The organism is Vibrio sp. YQ_11, from assembly GCF_043103065.1.
Taxonomy (GTDB): Bacteria; Pseudomonadota; Gammaproteobacteria; order Enterobacterales; family Vibrionaceae; genus Vibrio; species Vibrio parahaemolyticus.
The window spans coordinates 1-20,020 of sequence record NZ_JBICJM010000043.1 but is presented as its reverse complement, the minus strand read 5'-3'; the positions used below and the strand labels follow the sequence as shown (position 1 = coordinate 20,020).

At 37.8% G+C, this 20,020-nt stretch carries 23 protein-coding genes; 3 read left to right on the top strand and 20 right to left on the bottom strand.

Translation table 11 applies throughout. The annotated features are described in order from the left end of the window. Positions 1-98 precede the first annotated feature (98 nt). The 12 genes from ACF8EG_RS15980 to ACF8EG_RS15925 form a co-directional block, all read right to left on the bottom strand. Entirely contained in the window at positions 99-524 is a 426-nt protein-coding gene (locus tag ACF8EG_RS15980; RefSeq protein ID WP_025767333.1) for a hypothetical protein, read from the bottom strand. Between the two features lie 211 nt (positions 525-735). Continuing rightward, positions 736-1,266, bottom strand: coding sequence for a hypothetical protein (locus ACF8EG_RS15975; protein WP_180208792.1), 531 nt, complete (start codon positions 1,264-1,266; stop codon positions 736-738). A 330-nt stretch (positions 1,267-1,596) separates the two neighbouring features. After that, positions 1,597-2,049, bottom strand: coding sequence for a hypothetical protein (locus ACF8EG_RS15970; RefSeq protein WP_392419545.1), 453 nt, complete (start codon positions 2,047-2,049; stop codon positions 1,597-1,599). Between the two features lie 302 nt (positions 2,050-2,351). After that, positions 2,352-2,687 (bottom strand): hypothetical protein, encoded by a 336-nt coding sequence (locus ACF8EG_RS15965; protein ID WP_392419544.1) that lies wholly within the window; start codon positions 2,685-2,687, stop codon positions 2,352-2,354. Between the two features lie 62 nt (positions 2,688-2,749). Then, positions 2,750-3,076, bottom strand: coding sequence for a hypothetical protein (locus ACF8EG_RS15960; RefSeq protein WP_193286260.1), 327 nt, complete (start codon positions 3,074-3,076; stop codon positions 2,750-2,752). 140 nt (positions 3,077-3,216) lie between these two features. Continuing rightward, entirely contained in the window at positions 3,217-3,669 is a 453-nt protein-coding gene (locus ACF8EG_RS15955; protein ID WP_180208790.1) for a hypothetical protein, read from the bottom strand. A gap of 130 nt (positions 3,670-3,799) precedes the next feature. After that, positions 3,800-3,967 (bottom strand): hypothetical protein, encoded by a 168-nt coding sequence (locus tag ACF8EG_RS15950; RefSeq protein ID WP_155006940.1) that lies wholly within the window; start codon positions 3,965-3,967, stop codon positions 3,800-3,802. A gap of 12 nt (positions 3,968-3,979) precedes the next feature. Then, positions 3,980-4,615 (bottom strand): hypothetical protein, encoded by a 636-nt coding sequence (locus ACF8EG_RS15945; protein WP_392419542.1) that lies wholly within the window; start codon positions 4,613-4,615, stop codon positions 3,980-3,982. A 195-nt stretch (positions 4,616-4,810) separates the two neighbouring features. Further along, complete coding sequence (locus ACF8EG_RS15940; protein ID WP_180208788.1) at positions 4,811-5,398, bottom strand: hypothetical protein; 588 nt, start codon at positions 5,396-5,398, stop codon at positions 4,811-4,813. 231 nt (positions 5,399-5,629) lie between these two features. Then, positions 5,630-6,736 carry a hypothetical protein gene (locus tag ACF8EG_RS15935; RefSeq protein WP_025767325.1) on the bottom strand — a complete coding sequence of 369 codons (1,107 nt, stop codon included), beginning with the start codon at positions 6,734-6,736 and terminating at the stop codon, positions 5,630-5,632. A 179-nt stretch (positions 6,737-6,915) separates the two neighbouring features. Beyond that, complete coding sequence (locus tag ACF8EG_RS15930; protein ID WP_025767324.1) at positions 6,916-7,119, bottom strand: hypothetical protein; 204 nt, start codon at positions 7,117-7,119, stop codon at positions 6,916-6,918. 40 nt (positions 7,120-7,159) lie between these two features. Next, complete coding sequence (locus tag ACF8EG_RS15925) at positions 7,160-7,369, bottom strand: hypothetical protein (RefSeq protein WP_180208786.1); 210 nt, start codon at positions 7,367-7,369, stop codon at positions 7,160-7,162. A gap of 1,209 nt (positions 7,370-8,578) precedes the next feature. Between ACF8EG_RS15925 and ACF8EG_RS15920 the strand changes: the two genes are divergently transcribed. Beyond that, positions 8,579-8,920, top strand: a complete 342-nt coding sequence (locus ACF8EG_RS15920) for a hypothetical protein (protein ID WP_025767322.1) — start codon at positions 8,579-8,581, stop codon at positions 8,918-8,920. 2 nt (positions 8,921-8,922) lie between these two features. Further along, positions 8,923-10,329 carry a hypothetical protein gene (locus tag ACF8EG_RS15915; protein ID WP_392419540.1) on the top strand — a complete coding sequence of 469 codons (1,407 nt, stop codon included), beginning with the start codon at positions 8,923-8,925 and terminating at the stop codon, positions 10,327-10,329. Positions 10,330-10,351: 22 nt separating this feature from the next. Here the strand turns inward: ACF8EG_RS15915 and ACF8EG_RS15910 are convergent, their stop codons facing one another. The 5 genes from ACF8EG_RS15910 to ACF8EG_RS15890 form a co-directional block, all read right to left on the bottom strand. Beyond that, positions 10,352-10,822, bottom strand: coding sequence for a hypothetical protein (locus tag ACF8EG_RS15910; protein WP_392419538.1), 471 nt, complete (start codon positions 10,820-10,822; stop codon positions 10,352-10,354). A gap of 466 nt (positions 10,823-11,288) precedes the next feature. After that, the gene (locus ACF8EG_RS15905; protein ID WP_138937711.1) at positions 11,289-12,668 is read right to left on the bottom strand and encodes a RepB family plasmid replication initiator protein; all 1,380 of its coding nucleotides are present in this window, start codon (positions 12,666-12,668) and stop codon (positions 11,289-11,291) included. A gap of 745 nt (positions 12,669-13,413) precedes the next feature. Next, positions 13,414-13,899, bottom strand: coding sequence for a hypothetical protein (locus ACF8EG_RS15900; RefSeq protein WP_258486211.1), 486 nt, complete (start codon positions 13,897-13,899; stop codon positions 13,414-13,416). An 87-nt stretch (positions 13,900-13,986) separates the two neighbouring features. Further along, positions 13,987-15,699, bottom strand: a complete 1,713-nt coding sequence (locus tag ACF8EG_RS15895; protein ID WP_392419535.1) for a hypothetical protein — start codon at positions 15,697-15,699, stop codon at positions 13,987-13,989. Positions 15,700-15,759: 60 nt separating this feature from the next. Next, the gene (locus tag ACF8EG_RS15890; RefSeq protein ID WP_025767316.1) at positions 15,760-16,386 is read right to left on the bottom strand and encodes a hypothetical protein; all 627 of its coding nucleotides are present in this window, start codon (positions 16,384-16,386) and stop codon (positions 15,760-15,762) included. Between the two features lie 175 nt (positions 16,387-16,561). Between ACF8EG_RS15890 and ACF8EG_RS15885 the strand changes: the two genes are divergently transcribed. After that, entirely contained in the window at positions 16,562-17,044 is a 483-nt protein-coding gene (locus ACF8EG_RS15885; protein ID WP_392419533.1) for a hypothetical protein, read from the top strand. 53 nt (positions 17,045-17,097) lie between these two features. Here the strand turns inward: ACF8EG_RS15885 and ACF8EG_RS15880 are convergent, their stop codons facing one another. Genes ACF8EG_RS15880 through ACF8EG_RS15870 form a run of 3 tightly spaced genes read right to left on the bottom strand, consistent with a single transcriptional unit; the run spans position 17,098 to position 19,779 of the window. Beyond that, positions 17,098-18,195 (bottom strand): hypothetical protein, encoded by a 1,098-nt coding sequence (locus tag ACF8EG_RS15880; RefSeq protein WP_138937716.1) that lies wholly within the window; start codon positions 18,193-18,195, stop codon positions 17,098-17,100. Positions 18,196-18,249: 54 nt separating this feature from the next. Beyond that, complete coding sequence (locus tag ACF8EG_RS15875; protein ID WP_025767313.1) at positions 18,250-18,579, bottom strand: hypothetical protein; 330 nt, start codon at positions 18,577-18,579, stop codon at positions 18,250-18,252. Between the two features lie 9 nt (positions 18,580-18,588). Then, positions 18,589-19,779, bottom strand: coding sequence for a DGQHR domain-containing protein (locus ACF8EG_RS15870; protein ID WP_258486217.1), 1,191 nt, complete (start codon positions 19,777-19,779; stop codon positions 18,589-18,591). Between the last annotated feature and the right edge of the window lie 241 nt (positions 19,780-20,020).

Sequence of the window (20,020 nt, the reverse complement as noted above, 5' to 3'; positions counted from 1 at the left end):
ATGATAAGACCTAAGTGTCCTGAAACATCCCGGACGTACAAGCTCATTGTCTTAATCGGTCGTTTCCTACAGACGTCGTTACCTGTTCACCCTCCTAATTATCGACCGCTATATTTGTCTTCTAACGCTTCTTTGGCGTCGATTTTTAGTTCTTTTAGATCGCCTTGAATTTTCAGTAAACGGTCTTTCATTTTATTACTTGGCATTTGGCAATTATTTAAAGCATGTATAGCAGCGTCGAGATAGCCAATTGCAGCGATTCTATGTAAATCTCGTTCGCTTATCCCTTCGTTGGTTGAGCGAGATTCATTAGGCGATTCATAAGCCACTTCACCATCTTGAAGGTACTTATACTGTGAGTATTTAAGATCATCTTTATCTAATGGATTACAGCCGTACTTATTCAACTGCCCAATCGTTGTATTAAGGAGTTCGGCAACTCTGACTTTGGATGAGGCGCACACGTAGGCATAACGTGTATTTCGTCTTCCGTGATCTATGGTTTTATAAACTTTTAACGCCATGTGTCAATTTCCCCCATTTGCGCTGATCTGCGCAATTTTTGGATATGGTTTTTAGGTTCCTGACCAATCTCAAGAATCAGCCCTTCAAGTAACTAGCGAATGATTATATGAATCTCCGAAACACGGTTAAGTAAACAAAGGAACGGCAAAGGTCATTTCTATGCCTTGCCGCTCCCATACCACACTTAATTCTGTTATCGAGCTGGTGGCTTTAGTCTATCGTTTTATGGAATGCCGTAGTATCAATGTCCCCAAAGACTTCTCTTAGTAATTGAACCGAAGCCCATCGTTCTTCTTGGATTTCGCCATCCCTAGCTGACATAAGAACAACGTCTTTAGAAAAGTCACAAAGTGCCGTAAATTGATGGTTTGGCTCAACCATGCCCTGATCGTAAAAGTAATTACTCAGCCATGTGTAAAGCATCGTCGTAGCGATTAAACCAAGCATTTTATCATTCACTTTAAATGTCGAGTAATCAGCAGAAATAGTATGTTCTTCGCTAGTTTGAAGACTAATAACACCATATCCCTGACCATCACAAATGACCTCGTATTGTGAGCCGTTATACTCTGGTGATAGGGCATTCAGAAAACTTAGAAACTGAGTTTCTATGTAAATCAGAGATTGTGGTGCAATTCCTAAGTTGGCAAAGTACTGCCCGAATGGGATGACCTGTAAGCCTTCAGGAATCGAGTTATGTTGTAGTGAAGAAGTAGCATGAGATTGCATTGGTAGATTCATAAGTCACTCCGAACTTGTTGCGTTAATGTATGGTCATTATGTCAATTCGTTCAGAGAGCATTGGGGATAAATCAGGGATTTAGACCTTAATGGTTCGTTGGGTAGATGTGGATGGACTGATAGATTAATGGTTATATGCCGGAGTTTCCCCCGGCGTTCGATATTTATGGTTATTATTGTATTTTGAAAGACATCTGCACTATAAATCCTGTCTGAGATTCGAATGTATTCTTGGCAATCTCAAATGATTCGCCCAAGATTACTTGAGTAGTGTTGTGGAAGCCATCAAAGAAAGTTACGCGCCACGCCGAACCGTTGTACGTATCGCTTTTATGCATTGGAAACTCCTTTTATTAATGTTGTGATGCCTTTGTCTACTCCATGAATATCATATTGAGTAAACCCGAGTGTGATATGTAAATCCTTAACCGGTAATCCTAATGACTCTCTAAGATGAGCAATGGTTGCGCTACTAGCTACTGCATAGTAACAACGTTGCTCATCCTTAATAACGCGACCAAGACCCAATATCTGCAAATCTACAGCTTGATTAACCAGTGATGATTGTTGTTCCTCTTTCAATAAGTGGAACTCAGGCGAAATAAGGGCGGTGAGATGATAATGACCCCCGTCTCGAATCTGCTGTCTTTGGGTCATTTGGCTGAACTCTGATTCGCCCACATGGGCGTAGAATGAGTTTAGTGTCTCACGAATCAAGCACTCAGGAACGATCACTGCTAAGTATTCGTTACCGAGTTTATCCTTGAGCAATTCAGTTTGCATGAATCTTCAGCCTCTCTAGCTCTAGTGAAGCTGAACGGACGATAGCTCTTACAGATTCGACCATGCGATAGGACTTTAAATTTTGAGGTATTACGTTTGATAGCTGCATAGTTCATTCTTTTGGTTTGTTGTTTGACGATAATATTCTCAAAACGAATCATGCAATCCGTGAAGAAATCACTAAATAAGACTGTTTGAAGATGGGATGGTTTGAATGAACGTGAGCCAGAACAGCTCGAATGATTTTTGCAAATTAACTCAGTTCAGACATCATAGAATTCTGGGGGTTGAGAAAGCTTTTCTTAAGTGTTTTCTTCCTTGCACTTATCGCATTTGCACATTTCCATGTGAAATGGAAAACTTGAATCTAACTCATTGATCCAATCACCGTGCGTTTCACACTTAAATACCTGCCACGGCAAGCCAAATTCAAGCATCCATTCCGCTATTTGCTTTGGGACTTCAAGCATAAAGTCGCCGTCGGGAACAATAACATTTCCGACCTTGCCAGATAAAACCATATCACTTAAACGAAAAACCTTATCTCGAAGTAAGTCACACTCAACCTTTAGCGCTTCGTGCTCTTTTCGAAGTTCAGAATATAAGGTTTTATACTTAGGCTCAGGTGCAATTTTCATGGCAAGCATTCCCCTTAAAGTCTACAACTAGTGTGTAAATTTATGTCTGTTTAGTTGTGTCACTATGTGACTAAATTAAGTTTACGCAGTACACATACAGTGAAGATCCATAAGTAAGTTAGCAAGACCGCATAAGAGAGCCAGGAGAAGCCCAAAATTAGAAAATGAGGCTGGTCCAATAATCCAGTTGAGTGCATTGATATCAAAAGCACCAAGAGCAGTGGCACCGCGAACAAAGCTTTAAACTGCTCATATCGAATCATTTTTCTGACATGATTACTTAAATGACGCTGGTTCTCTAGATTGGAGAGGTTTGGATCACGCTTGTAGCCACTCGCTAAAATCGCGACACATAGGTTACGCATAGGGGAGTACAATCTTGGTTTCATGGTTTCTCCATATGTGAATTCAAAACTAATTTTAACTGTTCATTATAAAATTACAGATTAAATTGTATATTGTAAGTACAGAGTAAAGAAAGCCCAAATCAAAAAAGTGCTGCAAATATCGAGCAGCACTTTATCTGAGGCTAAATTGCTTTTGAAATGGCGAATGCGTCTTGCCAACTTGGGATGTAGTACTGTTCTTGAAGTTCATTAACGAGTTGATCTAGCCGCCCTTCACTTTTGGCATTTATAAGCATCTTAAGTGATACTTTTTCATCTGAAGAAAATGTATATTCCTGGTGATTACCATCCGAATCAAAACGGACGTGCAGCTCTCCACCAACAAATGAGTATTGGACACCATCCCAACGCTTTGAGAAGGCAACTCTGTGTTTAATTAGCTGAGCTTCGAACCCCAAGATTGCTTCGTCTACATCATAAAACTGAAGAACTAAGAGGTGTATGTTGTCTCCATTGCTATTGAGCAATTGTTCTTCTTGGGTTTCGAACTCAAACAATTCTTCAAGTTCTTCGATATTCCTAACTCTCTCTAAGTCAACCTTCAACAAAGTTAAATATACTGAACAACTATCCATATTTATGTACCTCTCTAATGTGCCTATTAGTATGATGGCTTGTTTCAGTATCGATACATCACATAAAACACTAGATAAGAAAAAAGGGCATTGAAGCCCTTCTAAGTACAACCACAAAATCACAATGTGATTATGATGGCTTAAAGTAAACCTTCAAACGTCTTAGTTGTGGGTATGAATCAGCATTTTGAGTTTTCTGATAATTGCCTATAAATCGAGATAAAAACCAGAGCGCAAGCAGTTGCAGTTTTGATTCAGGAGTAAACACAACCCCATCAGAAAGTACCATCATTTTCATGTTTAAGTGCTCCTAGCCTTTTACCAAATTTAAGTGTTTCAGCTTTCTATCACTATTCGTATGAGTCTTAGACTCAGATTCAGCAAGTAAGCGTTCTCTGTACCTTAAGTTGTGGTAATCAATCAAAAGCAAGTCATCTTTAGGGTTGTTATCCACCATTGTTGTTAACTGCTCGGTATAGCGAGAGTTCGAAACAAACATGATCAAGGAAAGGTATTCATCATGATCAAGTGGCTGAAATAGCTCTAAACGTGAACGCGCCTTTCCAAGCTTGCTAAACCAAAAACAGTTAAATAAGACCAAGGTTACATACACAACACTGTAAAAGCTGATCGAGTAATAATTTCCTTGAATCCCGTATTCATGCCAAATGTAAATAGATAAAGCACCAACAATAAGACTTAGACTAAAGAATAGCCACGCGAGCACTAATCGACTTTTAACCAGTTCCGAGTTGGTCACTTTCATCGTTTGTGTAAAAGAATGAGTGAAGTTTAGTTCAGAGCTAGGAGCACTAAACATGTCTATATATTCATACCCATCTTTATTACAAAGTGAAGACGTATAAACTACCCAAGGTAAAAATACGAATCCAAATGTAAGTGATGCTAAAAGCACCATTAACTGTTCATTCAATATCGCTTCCATGTTTCACTCCTAACCTTGATATCAGCAAACTTCATACAATTCATCCTTAGTTTCATAATCAAACAATCAAAGCTCATACGATACGGATTTTTTATTGTTTTAAAGGATAAAATCAGCCAATAAGAAGATTATTACTTATTTCCTATTCGGAAAATTATTAACATCTATCTATATCCGTGAATGTACTAAGCACATTTAAAGAATACTTTCTGTAGTAGGTTTGGAGCTATCTTGAACGCCAGCATGTCGAAGTAATATCATGCCTGTATAAATTATTAAACTGAGATAATTGTTCTTTGAGTGCGCCTTATCTTTCAATTCCATCAATCGGGTAAGTGAGCATAGATCGTTATCCCACCAGCCGTGCTTGCCTAACAATCGACTATATGTAAGCTTTCTTGCTATAGAAACCTCAACCCATTTTCTTAGTTGGTCATCAGCAAACTGCTCTCCACAGCGCGGAACGATAGTCAACCAATCAACACTACTATCTTGCCTTTCATAAGCTTCTCTTACCGCGACCATGCTAGAGAAGTTGATAGTACTGACATAGTCATTTTCTATCAGAGAGCGGTTCAACATCTGGACAAGATCGTAGTGTGAACACACATCCTGGTTCCACCAGCCATGTCGTCCTTTACTTCGCGCATCTGTTAGCCTTAATTCCATCAGCTTTGAAATAGTCAGCGCTAGCTGGTTATCTGCAAACTCATTCCCGAACGACGGGTTACGTTCGTTAACGAAAAGGATTAGCCTCATTTCTGTATCTAACATTGGATTCATATCAAACAACTCCCAATAGGTTATCAGTTGCATTTAATTATATGCACTATACATCCTATAGGTGATTAGTAAAATGAATTAGAAGGTATATATATTTATAAAATATTTCTAACTCTGCTTACTTGAAGCAACAATGCAGGGGGTAACTTATAGAAATGCCAGTAGTCGATACTGGATGGAAGTGGATTCTGGTGAAATAGAATGGCTCCTTAAAGGAGCCATTCATTTATGTTAGATCTCAAGTAAATAATCTTTAAAGTCCAAGTTTTCAAATGCTAGTTTTCCACGAGCCGGACTATAAATAATCTCCAATTGCTTTAGCAACTTAACAGAATATTGGACTGCACTTTTAGTAATGTCTGAGGGTTCGACTTCCATAATTGCAGCTACTTTATTCAGCCCTGTTGGGGTGTACAATCCACTACTTTCATTTGTGGCTACTAGTTTTAAAATTGCAATGTCAATGGGTCTAAGTTGATCATACATCGCTTTGAATGGTGTTTGAGATTCTTGGATCTCATTGTCGAATTCCTTAAACCCAACCTCCAAGTCATACACCTTATTCAATGCCATTCCTCGTAGCATTTCTACGAATCGTGCAGGGGCACGGTTTTGTTTAATAAGGATTTCTAAAGCCTTGTCAGCGTCAAGAACTTTACCTCCGGTTACTTCCGCAAAGGTATTTAGTTCAAACTGTACGAAGTCCATATCCAATTCAGCGAACTTCTGTGTCTGAGCAGAATTGTAAAACGGTGCTTTGGAATCTTTAAAGAGCTGATTCAATCCCTCTTGTGAAGACCCGGTGAAGATGCACTTCACTAGAGAATCTTCTCGGTTTACGACAAAGCTGCGTAAAGCTGCGGTAAAGACATCAAATTCAGGACGACTAGCTAGATGCTGTACTTCGTCAAGCAGCAATAAAACCGGTGTCTTCAAGCTGTTTAGTTCGTGGAAAACCGTTATTAAGCCTGAGTGAAGCTTATTTTGTTCATCAGTCTTATTAATATCAACTTCCAATTTTTGACCTAGAGCGTCGAATGTCATCTTGCCAATTTTTGCTTGGAGTTTTTTAAGGAAAGACTGGTTGTCGGAAAGAGCTAATCGAACAGACTCAATAAAACACAATTCAGGGTTGCGTTTATCCATCCAAAAATCGATGTAGATTGGCAGAATCCCATGCTCACGACACAACGGGATAATGTCACGTTTAATGAACTGAGTTTTTCCACGCTTCCGGTGCGCGAAGATTGACACTCGATCAAGCAGGTTACGATACATGCCACCGACAATATGTGTGGCTAACTCAGTTCGTGGATAATGCCAAGGATCATTTCTCATCATTTCACCAATTATTCAAAATTACTGTTGATTGCACTACTTTTATATCAATTATTGTAAATTACAGTAATTGAATATACTAGAAAATTTGAAGAAAATGTTCTTAATCGGCTATTTGCGTTAAGGACGGTAAATCAGTTAGTTAACATAGTTCGAAAACCCTGACTTTAGTAGCCCCCTTAACTGTCTGAAACGGTTTTGTTTAACTGAAAGTGGTGCTTCATCTCTTCAGAACGCAAGCAATAAAAGCAATCTACACTATCTTTATTTGTTGTGACTTGCTCCCTTACAAACCCACATGCTGTTTGGTGTGTAAATTCGAATTGAGTTTGACCACTATCACGAGCATCAACGCCAGGAACCTTCAAGTGTGTTTTTGCCATTTGAAAACTCTCCCATAAGGATTTGAATTAATCAGCGGTACTACTTTCCCAGGCTTCCCAGGTGACTATAAATTTGCGCAAAGGGACGTAACACTTGCTGGGTTCCTTTTTTCCGACTTTCAGCATCAACGGACACTTCCGTTCTGACGATTTCTTGTTGATGGTCTAATGCTGCCTCAACAAACTCTGGATTATTCAGTGCCGCTTTACGTAGCAGGTTGATTTGCTCAAGTCTTGCTTCGAGATTCATTCTATCTACCTCGCAATGAACTATGTATTCAAAGTCATTTTATCTGTGCTGAAATTGCTTTTGCGTAGTAAATGTGCCGATAAGGGAAAAGGTTTGTAGTATTGTGAAAAGTTGAAATTATCACTTAATGTGATGTGATTTTGCTTTTCATTTGCTGCTGAACCAAATCAAGATGACGAGAAAGCAAAAGGGACACATAAAAGGGGGCAGTTAAATAGTGGTAGTAAGATTAGGTGTGAAAAAGCAAATTAATCACAGATAAAGTGGAGAGAGATTGTTACTGCGCGTGAAAAAGCAAAATTATCACACAAAAACTCACCTGCCAGTGATGAATGATGTTAGTTCTTTAGCCTGTCAATGTGTGAAAAAGCAAAATTACAACATAAAAAGTTTAAAATACTGCCTCTTTAACTATATCCCCTCACCCACAAAAGCAAATTGAACACATAAAAAGTCCTAGCTAGCTGTCGTTAGCTGGTGGAAAAGCAAAATTATCACACATAAAGTAGGGCAAGCTGTGAGGTTCAAGGAACCAAAAGCAAAATCCAACCACATAAAGTAGGATTTGAAGTTGCTAAAAGAGTTATTCTGATAAAAAGCGATTTAATCTCACAAAAACTGTAAAGTGTTCCGCCGAGTTCATGATAGGCAAAGTCATGACAGCCCCTCTTTTCAGATCTACCTCATACGATAAAAAGCAAAATTATCTCATTAAAAGGCTGACACCCCATCTGTTCGATATCTCGTCATGATCTCACAGTCAGAGATTGACTAAACAATCAACACCTATCAGCTTAGAGCCGTGGAAAAGCAAAATTATCACAGATAAAGTGCGATACGTTTATCGAAACCGAGCCTGAAAAGCGAAACAACCTCATAAATATTTAATTCAGTAGGTGACTCTAGATTACTTTTATTGAGGGCAATTTGCTTTTCAGCCCCCACCCCTATTGATTCTTTGTGGTGTAGATTCGCTTTTTGCCTGATGGCTATAGCTGCATAACTATCAGATTCTATTCATTACGGAATATTGGTGAATTTGATATCAACTCATAATGTGTATAAAACACAAAACCAACATTTTATTTTTAGTCGATATGGTTTATATGGCATTCCATTAATTGACTATGTTTTATACTATGTACATCAAATGGGTAGGGTTCAAATGCCACTGCTTGGCTTCAATGAAATGCATTCGAAGGATAAATCATGGGAAAACCAGTATTAATACGGGATTACGGACTTGCATCTAACCCTCAGAATCAAATAACAATTCTACTCGGTGATGCTCCAAATGAAATTGAAAAAGTTAACTTTCTTGTAAAAGAAAAAAGAGGCTCAAAACTTGGACTATTCATTAAATCGAAACTGAAGAACCAATTAATTGCAGTTCTACAGTTATCAAATGAGCATTCTCTATTACTCGAACTAAATGAGTTACAAATTGATGACATTTGCTTTTGCTGGATGAATCCCAATACAGAAGAATCTGATGGCATCATTGTTTCTGAAATCGAGCTTGGCATGACTGCAGGTCAAAAGGTGTTCTAACTATGGCGAAGATAACAGGAAAGGATCTAGCGTATCGATTAAACAACTCTGTTGTTGATATCCCAAAAGGAAATGCAAAATCAGAGAAGTTACGCAAATATTTGACTACCGGACTCAGCATCGCAGGTTTGGTTGCTGGTTCAATCGGTTATATGAATACTCATGATACCAAAGAAGTAGAAAGTGCAATTCCGAGTTCAAAAGTAAGTCGTGTTCAACACAAAGAAGATTTCGTTAATGCCATGCTCATTATGCAGGACGAAACTAAACAGCTCAAAGGTAATAACTTTAGAAAGATAACAGATTGGGACTCTGCAAAAATGGCATATAGAGATTCTAGGGTTAAACCAGTTCTAATAAATGGTTTGATGCCAGGTGTTGAAGCAGTGTACATAACCAACCCTGATGAAATGACTATGAATTTTGACACTGCATTTGATAACTTCGAAAAGCAGATTGAACATGAATTCTCACAAGACCCTGAAGTTGTTGCAAAAGTACAAGAGCATCATCTAGAGAAATTCCCAAGCCAAATTGCCCAATATGTCGAACATACTATCAAGGCAAACCAAACACGTTCTGTAGCCGAGTTACCGCTCAAAACACAAGATAAGCCTATTTATATCGGTGTTAGTCACTTAGCAAATATGAAAGTACCTTTAGCCGATCAAGATGGCTTAGGCTACGAACAGTACAGTGGAGACTTAGTGGACCAAGGTCTTGTTAGTGAAGTTAACCTACAAGAGAGATTAGAAATTTCTGCTACATATTCCCTATTACAAGAAATCGGGTACAACTTTGCATTGAACTCACCAGGGGCATTTAACAATGCAAACTTCTCACACCTGTTTACTTCAGACCACATCGACTACCAACAAGCGCGAGAGATGCACTATGACCTATATTCCGGCTTCTCACAGCGTCTAACAATCGCCAGCATCATCGATGCAGTAGCACTTACCACAGCAGCAAAGCAACTCAATGATAGTGCTTGGGAGTCACTTAAGCTTGACGCACTATCGATTCGAAATACAGGTTTACCAAATACTAAACATACATCAATTCATGACCTTGCTGAGTCAACGTCATTCCTGATAAAGCCTGTTATAAGCTTTTTAGATGAGTATAGAAACAACCCTCAAGCCTACCCAGCATTTGAACAGGCGACAGATGATTTATTCTCGTCAACAATCTTCTATACAAATGTACTCTCTGAAACAATGCAGCATGGGGACAGTATCCATTCAAAATTGATGATTGGGTTAAACCCCAAAAAAGTTATTGCAGAACTGGAAGGGAGTTTAAGCTCAAACATAAAGCATAGTTTAACTAACGATGCGACAAGGAGAGCAATTGCAGACTCAGCTTTAGAAATAGAGTCTCGGTACAAAACAGGACTTGAGATGTAAAGGAAGTAGACCGCATTGCGGTCTACTTTTTTTTATGAGGTAATTTTGCTTTTGTATAGCCACGCTTAGGACAATTTAACTTTGAGTGAAGCCCTTCCGCATATTGCCTACCGGCAGAAGTGAGCCGCCATGCAATAACTTGTGAACTCAAATTTTGATAAAGACACCGGTTTTTATTTGTTAACTTTTCTACAAGACCATGTTTTATCAAGGTGTTAAGACCGACAAAGAAGTTATTGTACTCAATCTTAGAAGGAAGTTTCGAGATAGAACGTCCATAGAGGGTTTGACTCAAAATATGACTTCCAATCCCCGAATGCAGCTCATTTAAATGAAGCTCAAGCAATGCACTCTTTTGTGGTTGACTAACTCTCATTGGGGGCAGACGGTTTATGCGGATGATTAAAAAAGGATAACAAATCCAAGCTGCGACTTTCAACAAACAGAGCACGGAAGATACTAACAAGTCTAGATTTAAAACATACGGCAACATAGACATGCCTCAAATTGAAAGCCATAGCCTCATGGCTGGGTATAATCAGCTCAAGCCTCATCTTACCCTTCAAAATATAATAGAGCAGTCTCAGTGGACACATGGAGCGATATAGTAATTTAGGTGACTTCAACAATGATCAAGTTGAGTGTTCCAACTCAATACCCTCCCCTTTCAGAAACGATGTACTGCTTCGAACTTAGTTACTGACGTTGTTGTAGCAAAAGCAAAATGAAGACAGAAAAAGTAAGGGGAAGTTCGCATGGTAAAGGCACGGACGTTGAATTTATGAAAGACAATTTCGCTTTTGGTTATGATTAAAGCAACATTCGTTCAACAGACAACAATATGACACACGACATCAGACTTGCCGATTATGAATAAGATAACTTTTGTGAGGTGATTTTGCTTTTTTGGCGCGGGTTGAAAGGATCAAAAAAGCCAGTTAAAAACTGGCTTAAAGTAATTAAAGATCAATAAGAATGTCATCTCGTTCATAGTCTTCCAATTTTTCACCAACTATTTCAAGGCATTCCATCAAACGATTGAGGTCAGCTTTAGGAAACTTGTATTGTTTACGAGAGTTGTTGGCAAAAATCTCACATTCGAGTTTATATTTAATCAGCATATCAACTGTTGCACGCGCCCACGCTAACTGCTCAGGACTACCATCTACCTTTTGTTTAGCACCTTTAAATGGGAGCTTGCCGCGTGAAGGTTTGTCCTTAACATGTGAAATATTACGTTCAGCATTAAGTAAATGAAACTTAACGGAGAAGCGCTCATAGGTTTTCCCGGAACGAGACGTAGGGTCAGGAAATGCAAGAGCATAAATCTCGGTAGAGCTAGAGATCTCTTCATGGTATTTGAAAGATTTAATCAGCAAGCTCATACGATTATGACTCGTATCAAGGATGTGATTCCACTCTTGCAAAGTATGTGTGAATTCCCATTCCTGCTTAGAGTACTGACCTGTACGGAGCTTGGAACTATCCATAATGATGCGCATCATCGTATATAGCTTGTGGGATTTGGGGCTAAGATACCTAGTTACCTTAGAATCGATACGAGTATAGCGCTCAGCTAATAAAAACATCGTATTAGCGAGACTTTCAGAGATAGTGAACTTGATATAATTACATGAACGGACAGTAGGTTTCTTCTTGTTGTTCTTGTAAACAATCAATTCATCTACTTCAGTGAACTGGTTAACAACAGTACTACGACCCACTCCTTTGACATTGAACTCAGTAGTATCAATTACACGAACACGTTTGGGTGGCGCATTGGGATCAAGCGCAGGTATCTTGATTTTAGCATCTTCTAATTCGACAGCATCGACGGTGAACTGCTTACCGGCATGATTTCGGTTCAAACCAAAATGCTCTGCAAACTCTTGAGCTGAGATCTTTACAGTCCTTAGTTCAGGTTCAATGTACTTCTGATTGCGTAACAGAGCCTCCTGCATTTTAAGGCTTGCAAAGATTTCCTTGGAATAGAGTTTATCCAATCGCATGAAGATCATTTCTAACAAACGCCAGGAGTTTGGCTTTAGCTGGATAATAAAGAGTTCTAATAACTCGTTAGATACTCGATAGATATCATCAGAAAGATCTTTTCTAAAGTTATGATCGTATTGTCTTAGTTTATTTTGATCGACGATATCAATGGGGTTGTCGCCAGGTGACAACGAAACTCTTGGATTGAGAAACTTTGCCGGAAACTGGTTACTGTTGTAATGCGTTTGGATCTGAGGGTGATTAACATCACGTAAAACCACATCATGATGATCGTTATCAACTAATTCAAAATAGTTGTTTTGAGAGTAATCTGATGAATCTTCCATGTGAAAACCTAAACCAAGTGAACTTCACTTTTTGTTGTGTGATTTCGCTTTTTAGTGAAAAAAAATTGAGCAACAAGGCACTTTTTGTAATGTCACTTCGCTAATCTGGTCTAAAAGCCCCAGAAACAGAGACAATTTAACTGATGCGATTTCGCTTTACAATGAAAAATCAACGATCAAAGACAATTTACAGATCTTGATCGTGATTCCTAAACAGACAAGCTGCAAGTTGGGTCACTTTACGAAGGCTTCATTTTATGTACTTTTTGTGTGGTAGTTGATCTTTACTGGGGTATTTTATCTGAGGCAAAAGATCTTTTTTCTGGGCTTTTTGTGAGTTTATTTTGCTTTTCTTTGAACTTTATATGTGCCCAAAGATCTTTAATGTGCAGTTTTTATGAGATTGTTGATCTTTTCCAGATGCTAAGTGGTTGATTTAAAACGTTTAGATTGTCCTTTAAGTAAAGTATTTATTTAAGATCTATATACTTAATTAGATCTAAAGATAAGTATTTAAGTAAGAGATTCAGATTTAGATCTTTTTAAGATGAAAAATCATCAAGTATCGCTTCGCGAGCGGGGAATACATCCCCGCCCCCCTGTGTGACCTGACATAATTTTCCACTTCGTGAAAAATTATGCCAAGTCATTAACAAACCAGATCTAACATTTTACAACGGTTTAATGTATTCATTTCCAAGCAACTACTGATTGGATAACCAGTTTAACTAGTTACCCAATAAAATTATTTATTCATGAACGCATGGTGTGATATCGATGATGGATAACTTGGTCTTGTGAACATGCAATCAGGCAATGCTTTGGGGAAGTATGGGGGTAGATTATGATTGTCTGAGGCATATTCTAGGGCTTCTTCAACGGTAAATTCTTTCAAAACACCATAGTAAGTATTTTCTGAATACGTAGTTCCATTTAATTCTAATGTTGGATCAAAATGCTCATTATTTAATTTAATCCATCCATGCCCTTCTACAAAGCCCGGAATAATTTCAGCCACCCCGACGACTACCTTAATGTCACAATTTTCACTATCATCTAAAAGGACTGCTAAAGATAATGCATTCTTATAACACTCACCTATTGGAGTTTTTATTAATTTGGCTGCATTTTTTACTTTACTATTCAGTGGCTTACATTCAACTTGTTTGATTAGTTCTAGCTTTAAAGAATACGAATCGTTAATTAAGTTAAGAGATTTTTCTAAGTTCATTTTTATTACCTTGCTTGTTTAATTAACTATATTTTAACAAAGACTAATGCATCAATACTTAATAAATCACTATATTAGACATTTGATTTAATCTTGTATTAATTTGGAATATACAATCTTTCGTTTGTCAAAATAATTAATTGACTCTATTGCCCGGTAATTAATTAAATTAAAATCATGCAGTTTATGAATTATATTATGCGATATTTTTGACCAGTGATACGAGTTCAATGAACTTAACTTAGCTCGCACACTGCACTGCACTATTTCATCTGATAAAACTTGGTTATGATAGATATCTATTTTCAATATTTTGGGTAACACATCATTTATGAGAGAAGTTGCTATGAGGTAGTTATCAAGGTCAATCTTGTTAAGATAGAAGTCCTTCACTATTTCAATATCATAGTCTATTGAAACTGAAACAAATGAACTTCTTGCTGCTGGTGGAAGGGCTAATTGTTCTTCTAGCAGAGTCTCGATCTTTGTACCAGGTCTATTGTTTTTTGCTTTGTTACCCCATAACGCGTTAGCACGGTTGGCATCATATGATATAGTTTTCATATCGTAAAGTTGTGCAATTGTTAAACGTGAATTGAATGCTTTGATCCGTTTCTCTGTTTTACTTAAGCCGAAGAAATGAACTCCTTCGAAGGCTTGTTTGCCATCAGGATTTTTTAAACTTAAAATCGCTTCAACTTTGCTTAAACTGTACTTACGGTCAGCCAAGCACGGTATACCTGCTGTAATATTTGGATGCCATCCTAAAACTTGTAACATCTTTGAAGCATGACTCTTAATCTCTTTGATTGTGACAACGTCATGTATTGGAAGCACTACCCTCACCCATTTATCTAACAGAGCAGTAATTTCATCTTTGTTCGACTCTAATATCTCTATTGCTCTCTCAGGGTTTAAATCATCTGGTAGCACAATTGTAAGCTTATGCCGTTCTGTTTTAATAGTATCTATGAAATCACTATACTCACGAAGAACCCACTTCAGGTCCAAATTTTGATTCGATACAAATCCGTTATCATAAAAAATATGACCTTTTATAGTTGAACCTGAATGTTTTTTAAGCACTTCTTTGATGAAAGCTGCGCCTTTTGAATTTTTATGGCTATTTACGTAATGCAAGGATGTCCCGATATTACTCAATGAGCCACTTGCTGTGTAAACTTCCATCTCTTGTGCACAACTTGCACCCGAAGTGAACACAATAGGATGATTTCTATAACATCTGTAGTAAGGAGAGGAATGAATAAAATCTTTTGCAATTTTTTTACAGACCTTGTTTAAGCGCCCTCTTAGTTCTCCTATTCCTCGATGGTCTTCACTAATGTACAGGTTGTTTACTTTACTTAGTTGAGTACCACACATTGCAAAAAATGCTTTTTTGTACCTATTAGTCAAGCAAACATAGACTGGTCGTTTATCGATGCTTAATGCGTTAATAGTAGCTCTAGCTTGCCTTTTATGTTTTTTAACATATTCATCCAAACCTTTCTCGGTACTGGGCATTTGAAGGTCATATGGCTCAATTTTGTCCCCACCCCCTAATAGAAGCCCATGTTTTGCACTAATAATGACAACTTCTATTACATCTTCGATTCGGGGAGGAATATAGCCCCGATAACCTGGGAATAGGTCTTTTGACCATTCGTCTAAACTGTCAGAAAACGACTTGATTATATTTGCAAGTGTGTTTTTGCAATTGTATAAATCAAGAGGTTTTAACGTGCCATTTTTCTTGCTGTCAGAGCAGTTGATTATTACTAAAGGTTTGTTCCAACTCATAATGGACCTTTTAATGACGAAAATGTGATTGATAATGTGAAAGAGAAATCATTACAACGGCTAGTTAAACACCGTATTGAAGACGCCGTTATATAAATCCGATCGTACAAATTCACGGACATCTTTAGACGCCTTTTCTAAACCAAATGTTTCTAATACTTTATTGAACGGCTTTTTCTGTACTAAGTAGAGCTGTACAGCTTGTTGTGTATCCCACTTTAGTTCTGCTATGGAATTTCGTTTAAAGCTGATTTTGTATATTTGGGCGAGTTTATAAACATGACTGGTAGATAGATTGACAATTGATGCCACTTCTTGTGCTGACTTATTCTCTGTTGCGAGTTTTTTAATCTCGGCAATCAGGTTATTAAAGGTCAGCTCTATCTTATTGCGTTCCGCGAGGCTCAAAACGTAACCTTTGCTGATGTCTAAGTCTTCAGCTATTTCTGTTGCAGTACGTTTTACAGACATAGAGTGAATTTTTCGAACGAATAAATCTATTTCTTCTTGAGATCGTTTACTAACATTTTGTTTAAGTGAGTTTTCCTTGACTAGTTCAATTCCTTTTTTGCGAGCATGTGCGATAAGTGAAGCTTTCTGTATTCCAAGCTTCGTAGCCATTTCTTGAGCTGACATTTTGTCTGCATTATTTTGAATGAATTGATCGCGGTTTGTTTGCGTAGTCATAATCGGAATCTCCAAAGTTACTAAGTGGACTATCCAATTATGTTTGTTTTGTTGTTTACTACGTGGAGCAAAACTGCCGATAAGAAAAAAATTCGAATTTAGCTATACAGCACTTCCAAAAAAAATTTTAACCTGCATTATTCTATACATGTTATTGCTGCTAATGGTTTTAAGTATGAAAGGGTTTCTAGTTCGTCCGATGAATTTTGTAAACGATGTAGAGGCAGACCTTACTAACGCTGCCCTGAAAATTATGCTTAATAGTGATTTGATATTTATAGAACCAACTGAGTCGACCATTGATGATAAATTGCAATCGAATACCGACTATCGTAACGCGGTGTTTTCTAAGTGTTTTGAACCAGGTACCCTATTAGTCATTCAAGAGCTTGAGGCAAAAGGAATCAGTCAAAATTCTGATGACTTTGATGAATGTGCCGCGATTTCGATCTATGAGCAAGGGGCTAAGCTATACAATCTATTTTTTGAAGATGAATTGATTTCAAAAGCGAAAAGTGTTCTGAAGGATTTGATTGATGAGAGTGAGTCTCGAGTTATTTCAAAGCCTTATTTCGCAAATTCAAGTTTCGAACAAGATGCGGTACTAGAACACCTTTTCGATAATGGATTGATTGTGACTATCAATCAACCTCTATGAAAAAAACCTCCCACAGTCAAAGGGGAGGTTACTAACGAAATTTAACGATGCATCTAAGATACTCGTTCTAGCTTACTGCGCAATTCACGTAAGTATCTTGGGTCAAAGTTATACGCGGCTGACTTGTCTAGTAACTTTGAAAGATGATTCTTAGAATCGAAATCTATGTTTAGCTTATATTTTTCTCCCCTACCCTTTTCTACCGCCACCTTTATATCGTCAAAAAGTTCTAAAATGCATTGTTCACTCTTAATAAAGGGTTTTGGGTGCACATAACCCAAAATGTCCCATAAATGACCTTGAGGGTGCTTCGATAGCAATTGCTTGTCGGTAAGAACTCCAATCTCTTCAAAAAGCTTTCGCGTTGTATGGGAACAGCCAAAGATGAGCGGCGATGATGCTTTAATCATTTCTTTGATAGGTTTGTAACCTCTAAGATTACCATTCAGTCTTTTGTAAATATGACGATATGTTTCTTCATCCATGTTTACATAGCCACCAGCAACAATAATCCGTTCTAGTACTTCGTTTGAATTGAAATCGGTATTAGTTCTTGCAAATTGTTTAATTCCATCGAGCTGTGCCGCCCTAACCTCTTTACATAGAATCGGTAGGCTATTGGGAGTTGTTATAAATGCTTTAGCCTGTGGTGTTGTAGCAATTCTCTCTGTTATTGTTTCTGCATGATGACTCATCAATTCTGTATCTGTTGATATGCCAACAGACTTTAACAATGTACGACGCGATTTTTTCAACTTAGCTAATTTTGGAGAATGAGAATTTATGTTGTTCCCTAATTGCTCATTGTGTTTTTGAATTGCTACCTTTGTAATTACATGAGCAAACTTATGTGCTTCCTCAAGATCGCACAGATGATGAAGTATCAGCTTATCAGTCTTCCTTCCCTGGACTAATGAGTCTTCCTTTACGAAAAGCGCATTCAACTCTTCAGATTCAGTTTCAGCCAGTTGAACGGCTCCTTTCTTTACATATCCAAAGTTTGATTGACCAAACTTGAGTATGAAATTATAAGCTTGAAAGCAACGACGAATTGTTAGTTTTGCAGTGTCAATTTGAGCTAAACATGATGTTTTAAACAAGCTACCAATTATGGATTGTACTTTTTCCAGCTTAATAGTTTCAGTAGTCATTTTAGAACCTGTTTTATTTAGATTGTGATAATACGTCAGTGTAGGACTAGGCAATTAGAGGTTTGATTGCCGACGTCCTCTTTCATGTTTTTTAATCAACGCGATATACCCTTCATCGATGTTATAGATGGCTTCCTCTTCCCATTCGTAACTTTCGCTTTCCCACATAGCTAGAAGTTTATTGATTTCAACTTTCTGAAATTCCGCAATTTCTAACATGTCTTCTCTTGCTATGTACGCACGCAAATTACTCAGAAACATTGGGTCAATGGAAATTATCAACAACTCTGTGGCATCTGACTGCTCTAAGAAAATACGCAGTCCGGACCTTAATTTGATTTGCATTGAAGGACATCTGGTGTCATTCAGTGGTAGTTTTTCCATATAATTGCCTTAAAGCGTTAAAGTAAGTGATGGCTTAATATCTAATGCGTTACAAATGATAAGTGCTATCTTCCGTGAACCACCGTTCTTATTGATAGTTACATTCGTCTTTCCATCAGACTGTTTGTGGATTGTTACTCCCGTTTCTTTCCACAATGGGTCAGCTTTGTCACATATAGGTAGTACATCTTCGATACCTGCAAAAATATCCCAATTGATTGGTGTATTTTGAGTTGCACATTGCGTCGAATAACAATTTGCTGCCATCGCAAGCCCTTCACAGAAGATTGCTTTAGTGAAAAGCATTTCATCTTTCTTCTTTTTCCAATTAGGCTCGTGCATTAGTCGAAATGGCAAATGTTTGAATGTTCCATTTATTACTTTTCGAACTCCATCTGTAAAAATTGATCGGCTCTCTGGGTCATCCTGAAGAAGCTTTTCAATTTCTGTCTCCGTCTTCCCAATAGCCTTAAAGACGAAGTTTCTTAACTGATCAAATGTATACACTTTCCCAGACTTTAGATTTCCCTGTACAGCTACTACATCTTTAATTTGTCCGACGCCCTCTATTTCAGAAGTAACAATATCTTTCATTAAACGACCAAGGTTTGATGATGTGTCATAGAATTTGTTTACACTAGAATTCGGTTTTTGACTTCTACCATTAAAGTCACTGAATTGCTGTTCTATGATTTCTCTAGCATCATAAATGGACTCTGTGTTGGTTACGCAAAGTTTCATTCCAATAGTATGATTACTGAGGTCAGTGCGGTTAAGCTCAAACAATTGAATCTTTGTGTTGACCGTTCGATGTTGACCATCAGTTATGAAGCGCCCTGTATCTGCTCTGATCAATACACGCACTACAGTCTTATTTCCAATGGCTATGGTTTCTATTACCTCGACCTTTGTTACAAAAATACTGATTGAAGGAAAGCTCGTGTTTGTTCTTTCACTGAATGTCTTTTTTAATTTGGATATCCTGGACGGGATTATATCCCTTTGCATTTTAAGGCTCTCATCAAGTTCTTTACTGTCTTTTTCAACTGAGAAATGCTCTGCCCACTCTTGGTAAAACATCGCTCCTTCGTAAACATCTACTGAATCAGAAATGCCTTCTTTTCCAACAATCAGAGTTAACTCTAAGTCTTCTCCACATGGTGATTTTTGCTCGGTGATAATTAAGGGTTCACTATTCATGATTTACTCCTGACTGATTGAGCATTAAATCTATACGTTATGGTTCTAGAAGTGCTGGTAAAAACAGCCGATAAGAAAAAACTAAGCTTCTATTCAAGTTTCTTTCCATCTCTTATTTCTAAATTTTGTGGTTTTCACAGCTACTAATTCTTAACGTGTTCATCGCGAAGGTGTCAGGACGTAGGTCGCTATTCTCAATGAGAACATCGCGATGGTGTCATGACGTAGGTCGCCATTCTCA

Coding starts and splice junctions, on each gene's coding strand:
- ACF8EG_RS15880 (WP_138937716.1), bottom strand. CDS start 18,195: ATGACTACTGAAACTATTAAGCTGGAAAAAGTACAATCCATAATTGGT.
- ACF8EG_RS15930 (WP_025767324.1), bottom strand. CDS start 7,119: ATGGCAAAAACACACTTGAAGGTTCCTGGCGTTGATGCTCGTGATAGT.
- ACF8EG_RS15890 (WP_025767316.1), bottom strand. CDS start 16,386: ATGACTACGCAAACAAACCGCGATCAATTCATTCAAAATAATGCAGAC.
- ACF8EG_RS15965 (WP_392419544.1), bottom strand. CDS start 2,687: ATGAAAATTGCACCTGAGCCTAAGTATAAAACCTTATATTCTGAACTT.
- ACF8EG_RS15895 (WP_392419535.1), bottom strand. CDS start 15,699: ATGAGTTGGAACAAACCTTTAGTAATAATCAACTGCTCTGACAGCAAG.
- ACF8EG_RS15905 (WP_138937711.1), bottom strand. CDS start 12,668: ATGGAAGATTCATCAGATTACTCTCAAAACAACTATTTTGAATTAGTT.
- ACF8EG_RS15980 (WP_025767333.1), bottom strand. CDS start 524: ATGGCGTTAAAAGTTTATAAAACCATAGATCACGGAAGACGAAATACA.
- ACF8EG_RS15950 (WP_155006940.1), bottom strand. CDS start 3,967: ATGAAAATGATGGTACTTTCTGATGGGGTTGTGTTTACTCCTGAATCA.
- ACF8EG_RS15915 (WP_392419540.1), top strand. CDS start 8,923: ATGGCGAAGATAACAGGAAAGGATCTAGCGTATCGATTAAACAACTCT.
- ACF8EG_RS15955 (WP_180208790.1), bottom strand. CDS start 3,669: ATGGATAGTTGTTCAGTATATTTAACTTTGTTGAAGGTTGACTTAGAG.
- ACF8EG_RS15900 (WP_258486211.1), bottom strand. CDS start 13,899: ATGAACTTAGAAAAATCTCTTAACTTAATTAACGATTCGTATTCTTTA.
- ACF8EG_RS15910 (WP_392419538.1), bottom strand. CDS start 10,822: ATGTTGCCGTATGTTTTAAATCTAGACTTGTTAGTATCTTCCGTGCTC.
- ACF8EG_RS15925 (WP_180208786.1), bottom strand. CDS start 7,369: ATGAATCTCGAAGCAAGACTTGAGCAAATCAACCTGCTACGTAAAGCG.
- ACF8EG_RS15885 (WP_392419533.1), top strand. CDS start 16,562: ATGAAAGGGTTTCTAGTTCGTCCGATGAATTTTGTAAACGATGTAGAG.
- ACF8EG_RS15920 (WP_025767322.1), top strand. CDS start 8,579: ATGGGAAAACCAGTATTAATACGGGATTACGGACTTGCATCTAACCCT.
- ACF8EG_RS15970 (WP_392419545.1), bottom strand. CDS start 2,049: ATGCAAACTGAATTGCTCAAGGATAAACTCGGTAACGAATACTTAGCA.
- ACF8EG_RS15935 (WP_025767325.1), bottom strand. CDS start 6,736: ATGAGAAATGATCCTTGGCATTATCCACGAACTGAGTTAGCCACACAT.
- ACF8EG_RS15945 (WP_392419542.1), bottom strand. CDS start 4,615: ATGGAAGCGATATTGAATGAACAGTTAATGGTGCTTTTAGCATCACTT.
- ACF8EG_RS15940 (WP_180208788.1), bottom strand. CDS start 5,398: ATGAATCCAATGTTAGATACAGAAATGAGGCTAATCCTTTTCGTTAAC.
- ACF8EG_RS15875 (WP_025767313.1), bottom strand. CDS start 18,579: ATGGAAAAACTACCACTGAATGACACCAGATGTCCTTCAATGCAAATC.
- ACF8EG_RS15870 (WP_258486217.1), bottom strand. CDS start 19,779: ATGAATAGTGAACCCTTAATTATCACCGAGCAAAAATCACCATGTGGA.
- ACF8EG_RS15975 (WP_180208792.1), bottom strand. CDS start 1,266: ATGAATCTACCAATGCAATCTCATGCTACTTCTTCACTACAACATAAC.
- ACF8EG_RS15960 (WP_193286260.1), bottom strand. CDS start 3,076: ATGAAACCAAGATTGTACTCCCCTATGCGTAACCTATGTGTCGCGATT.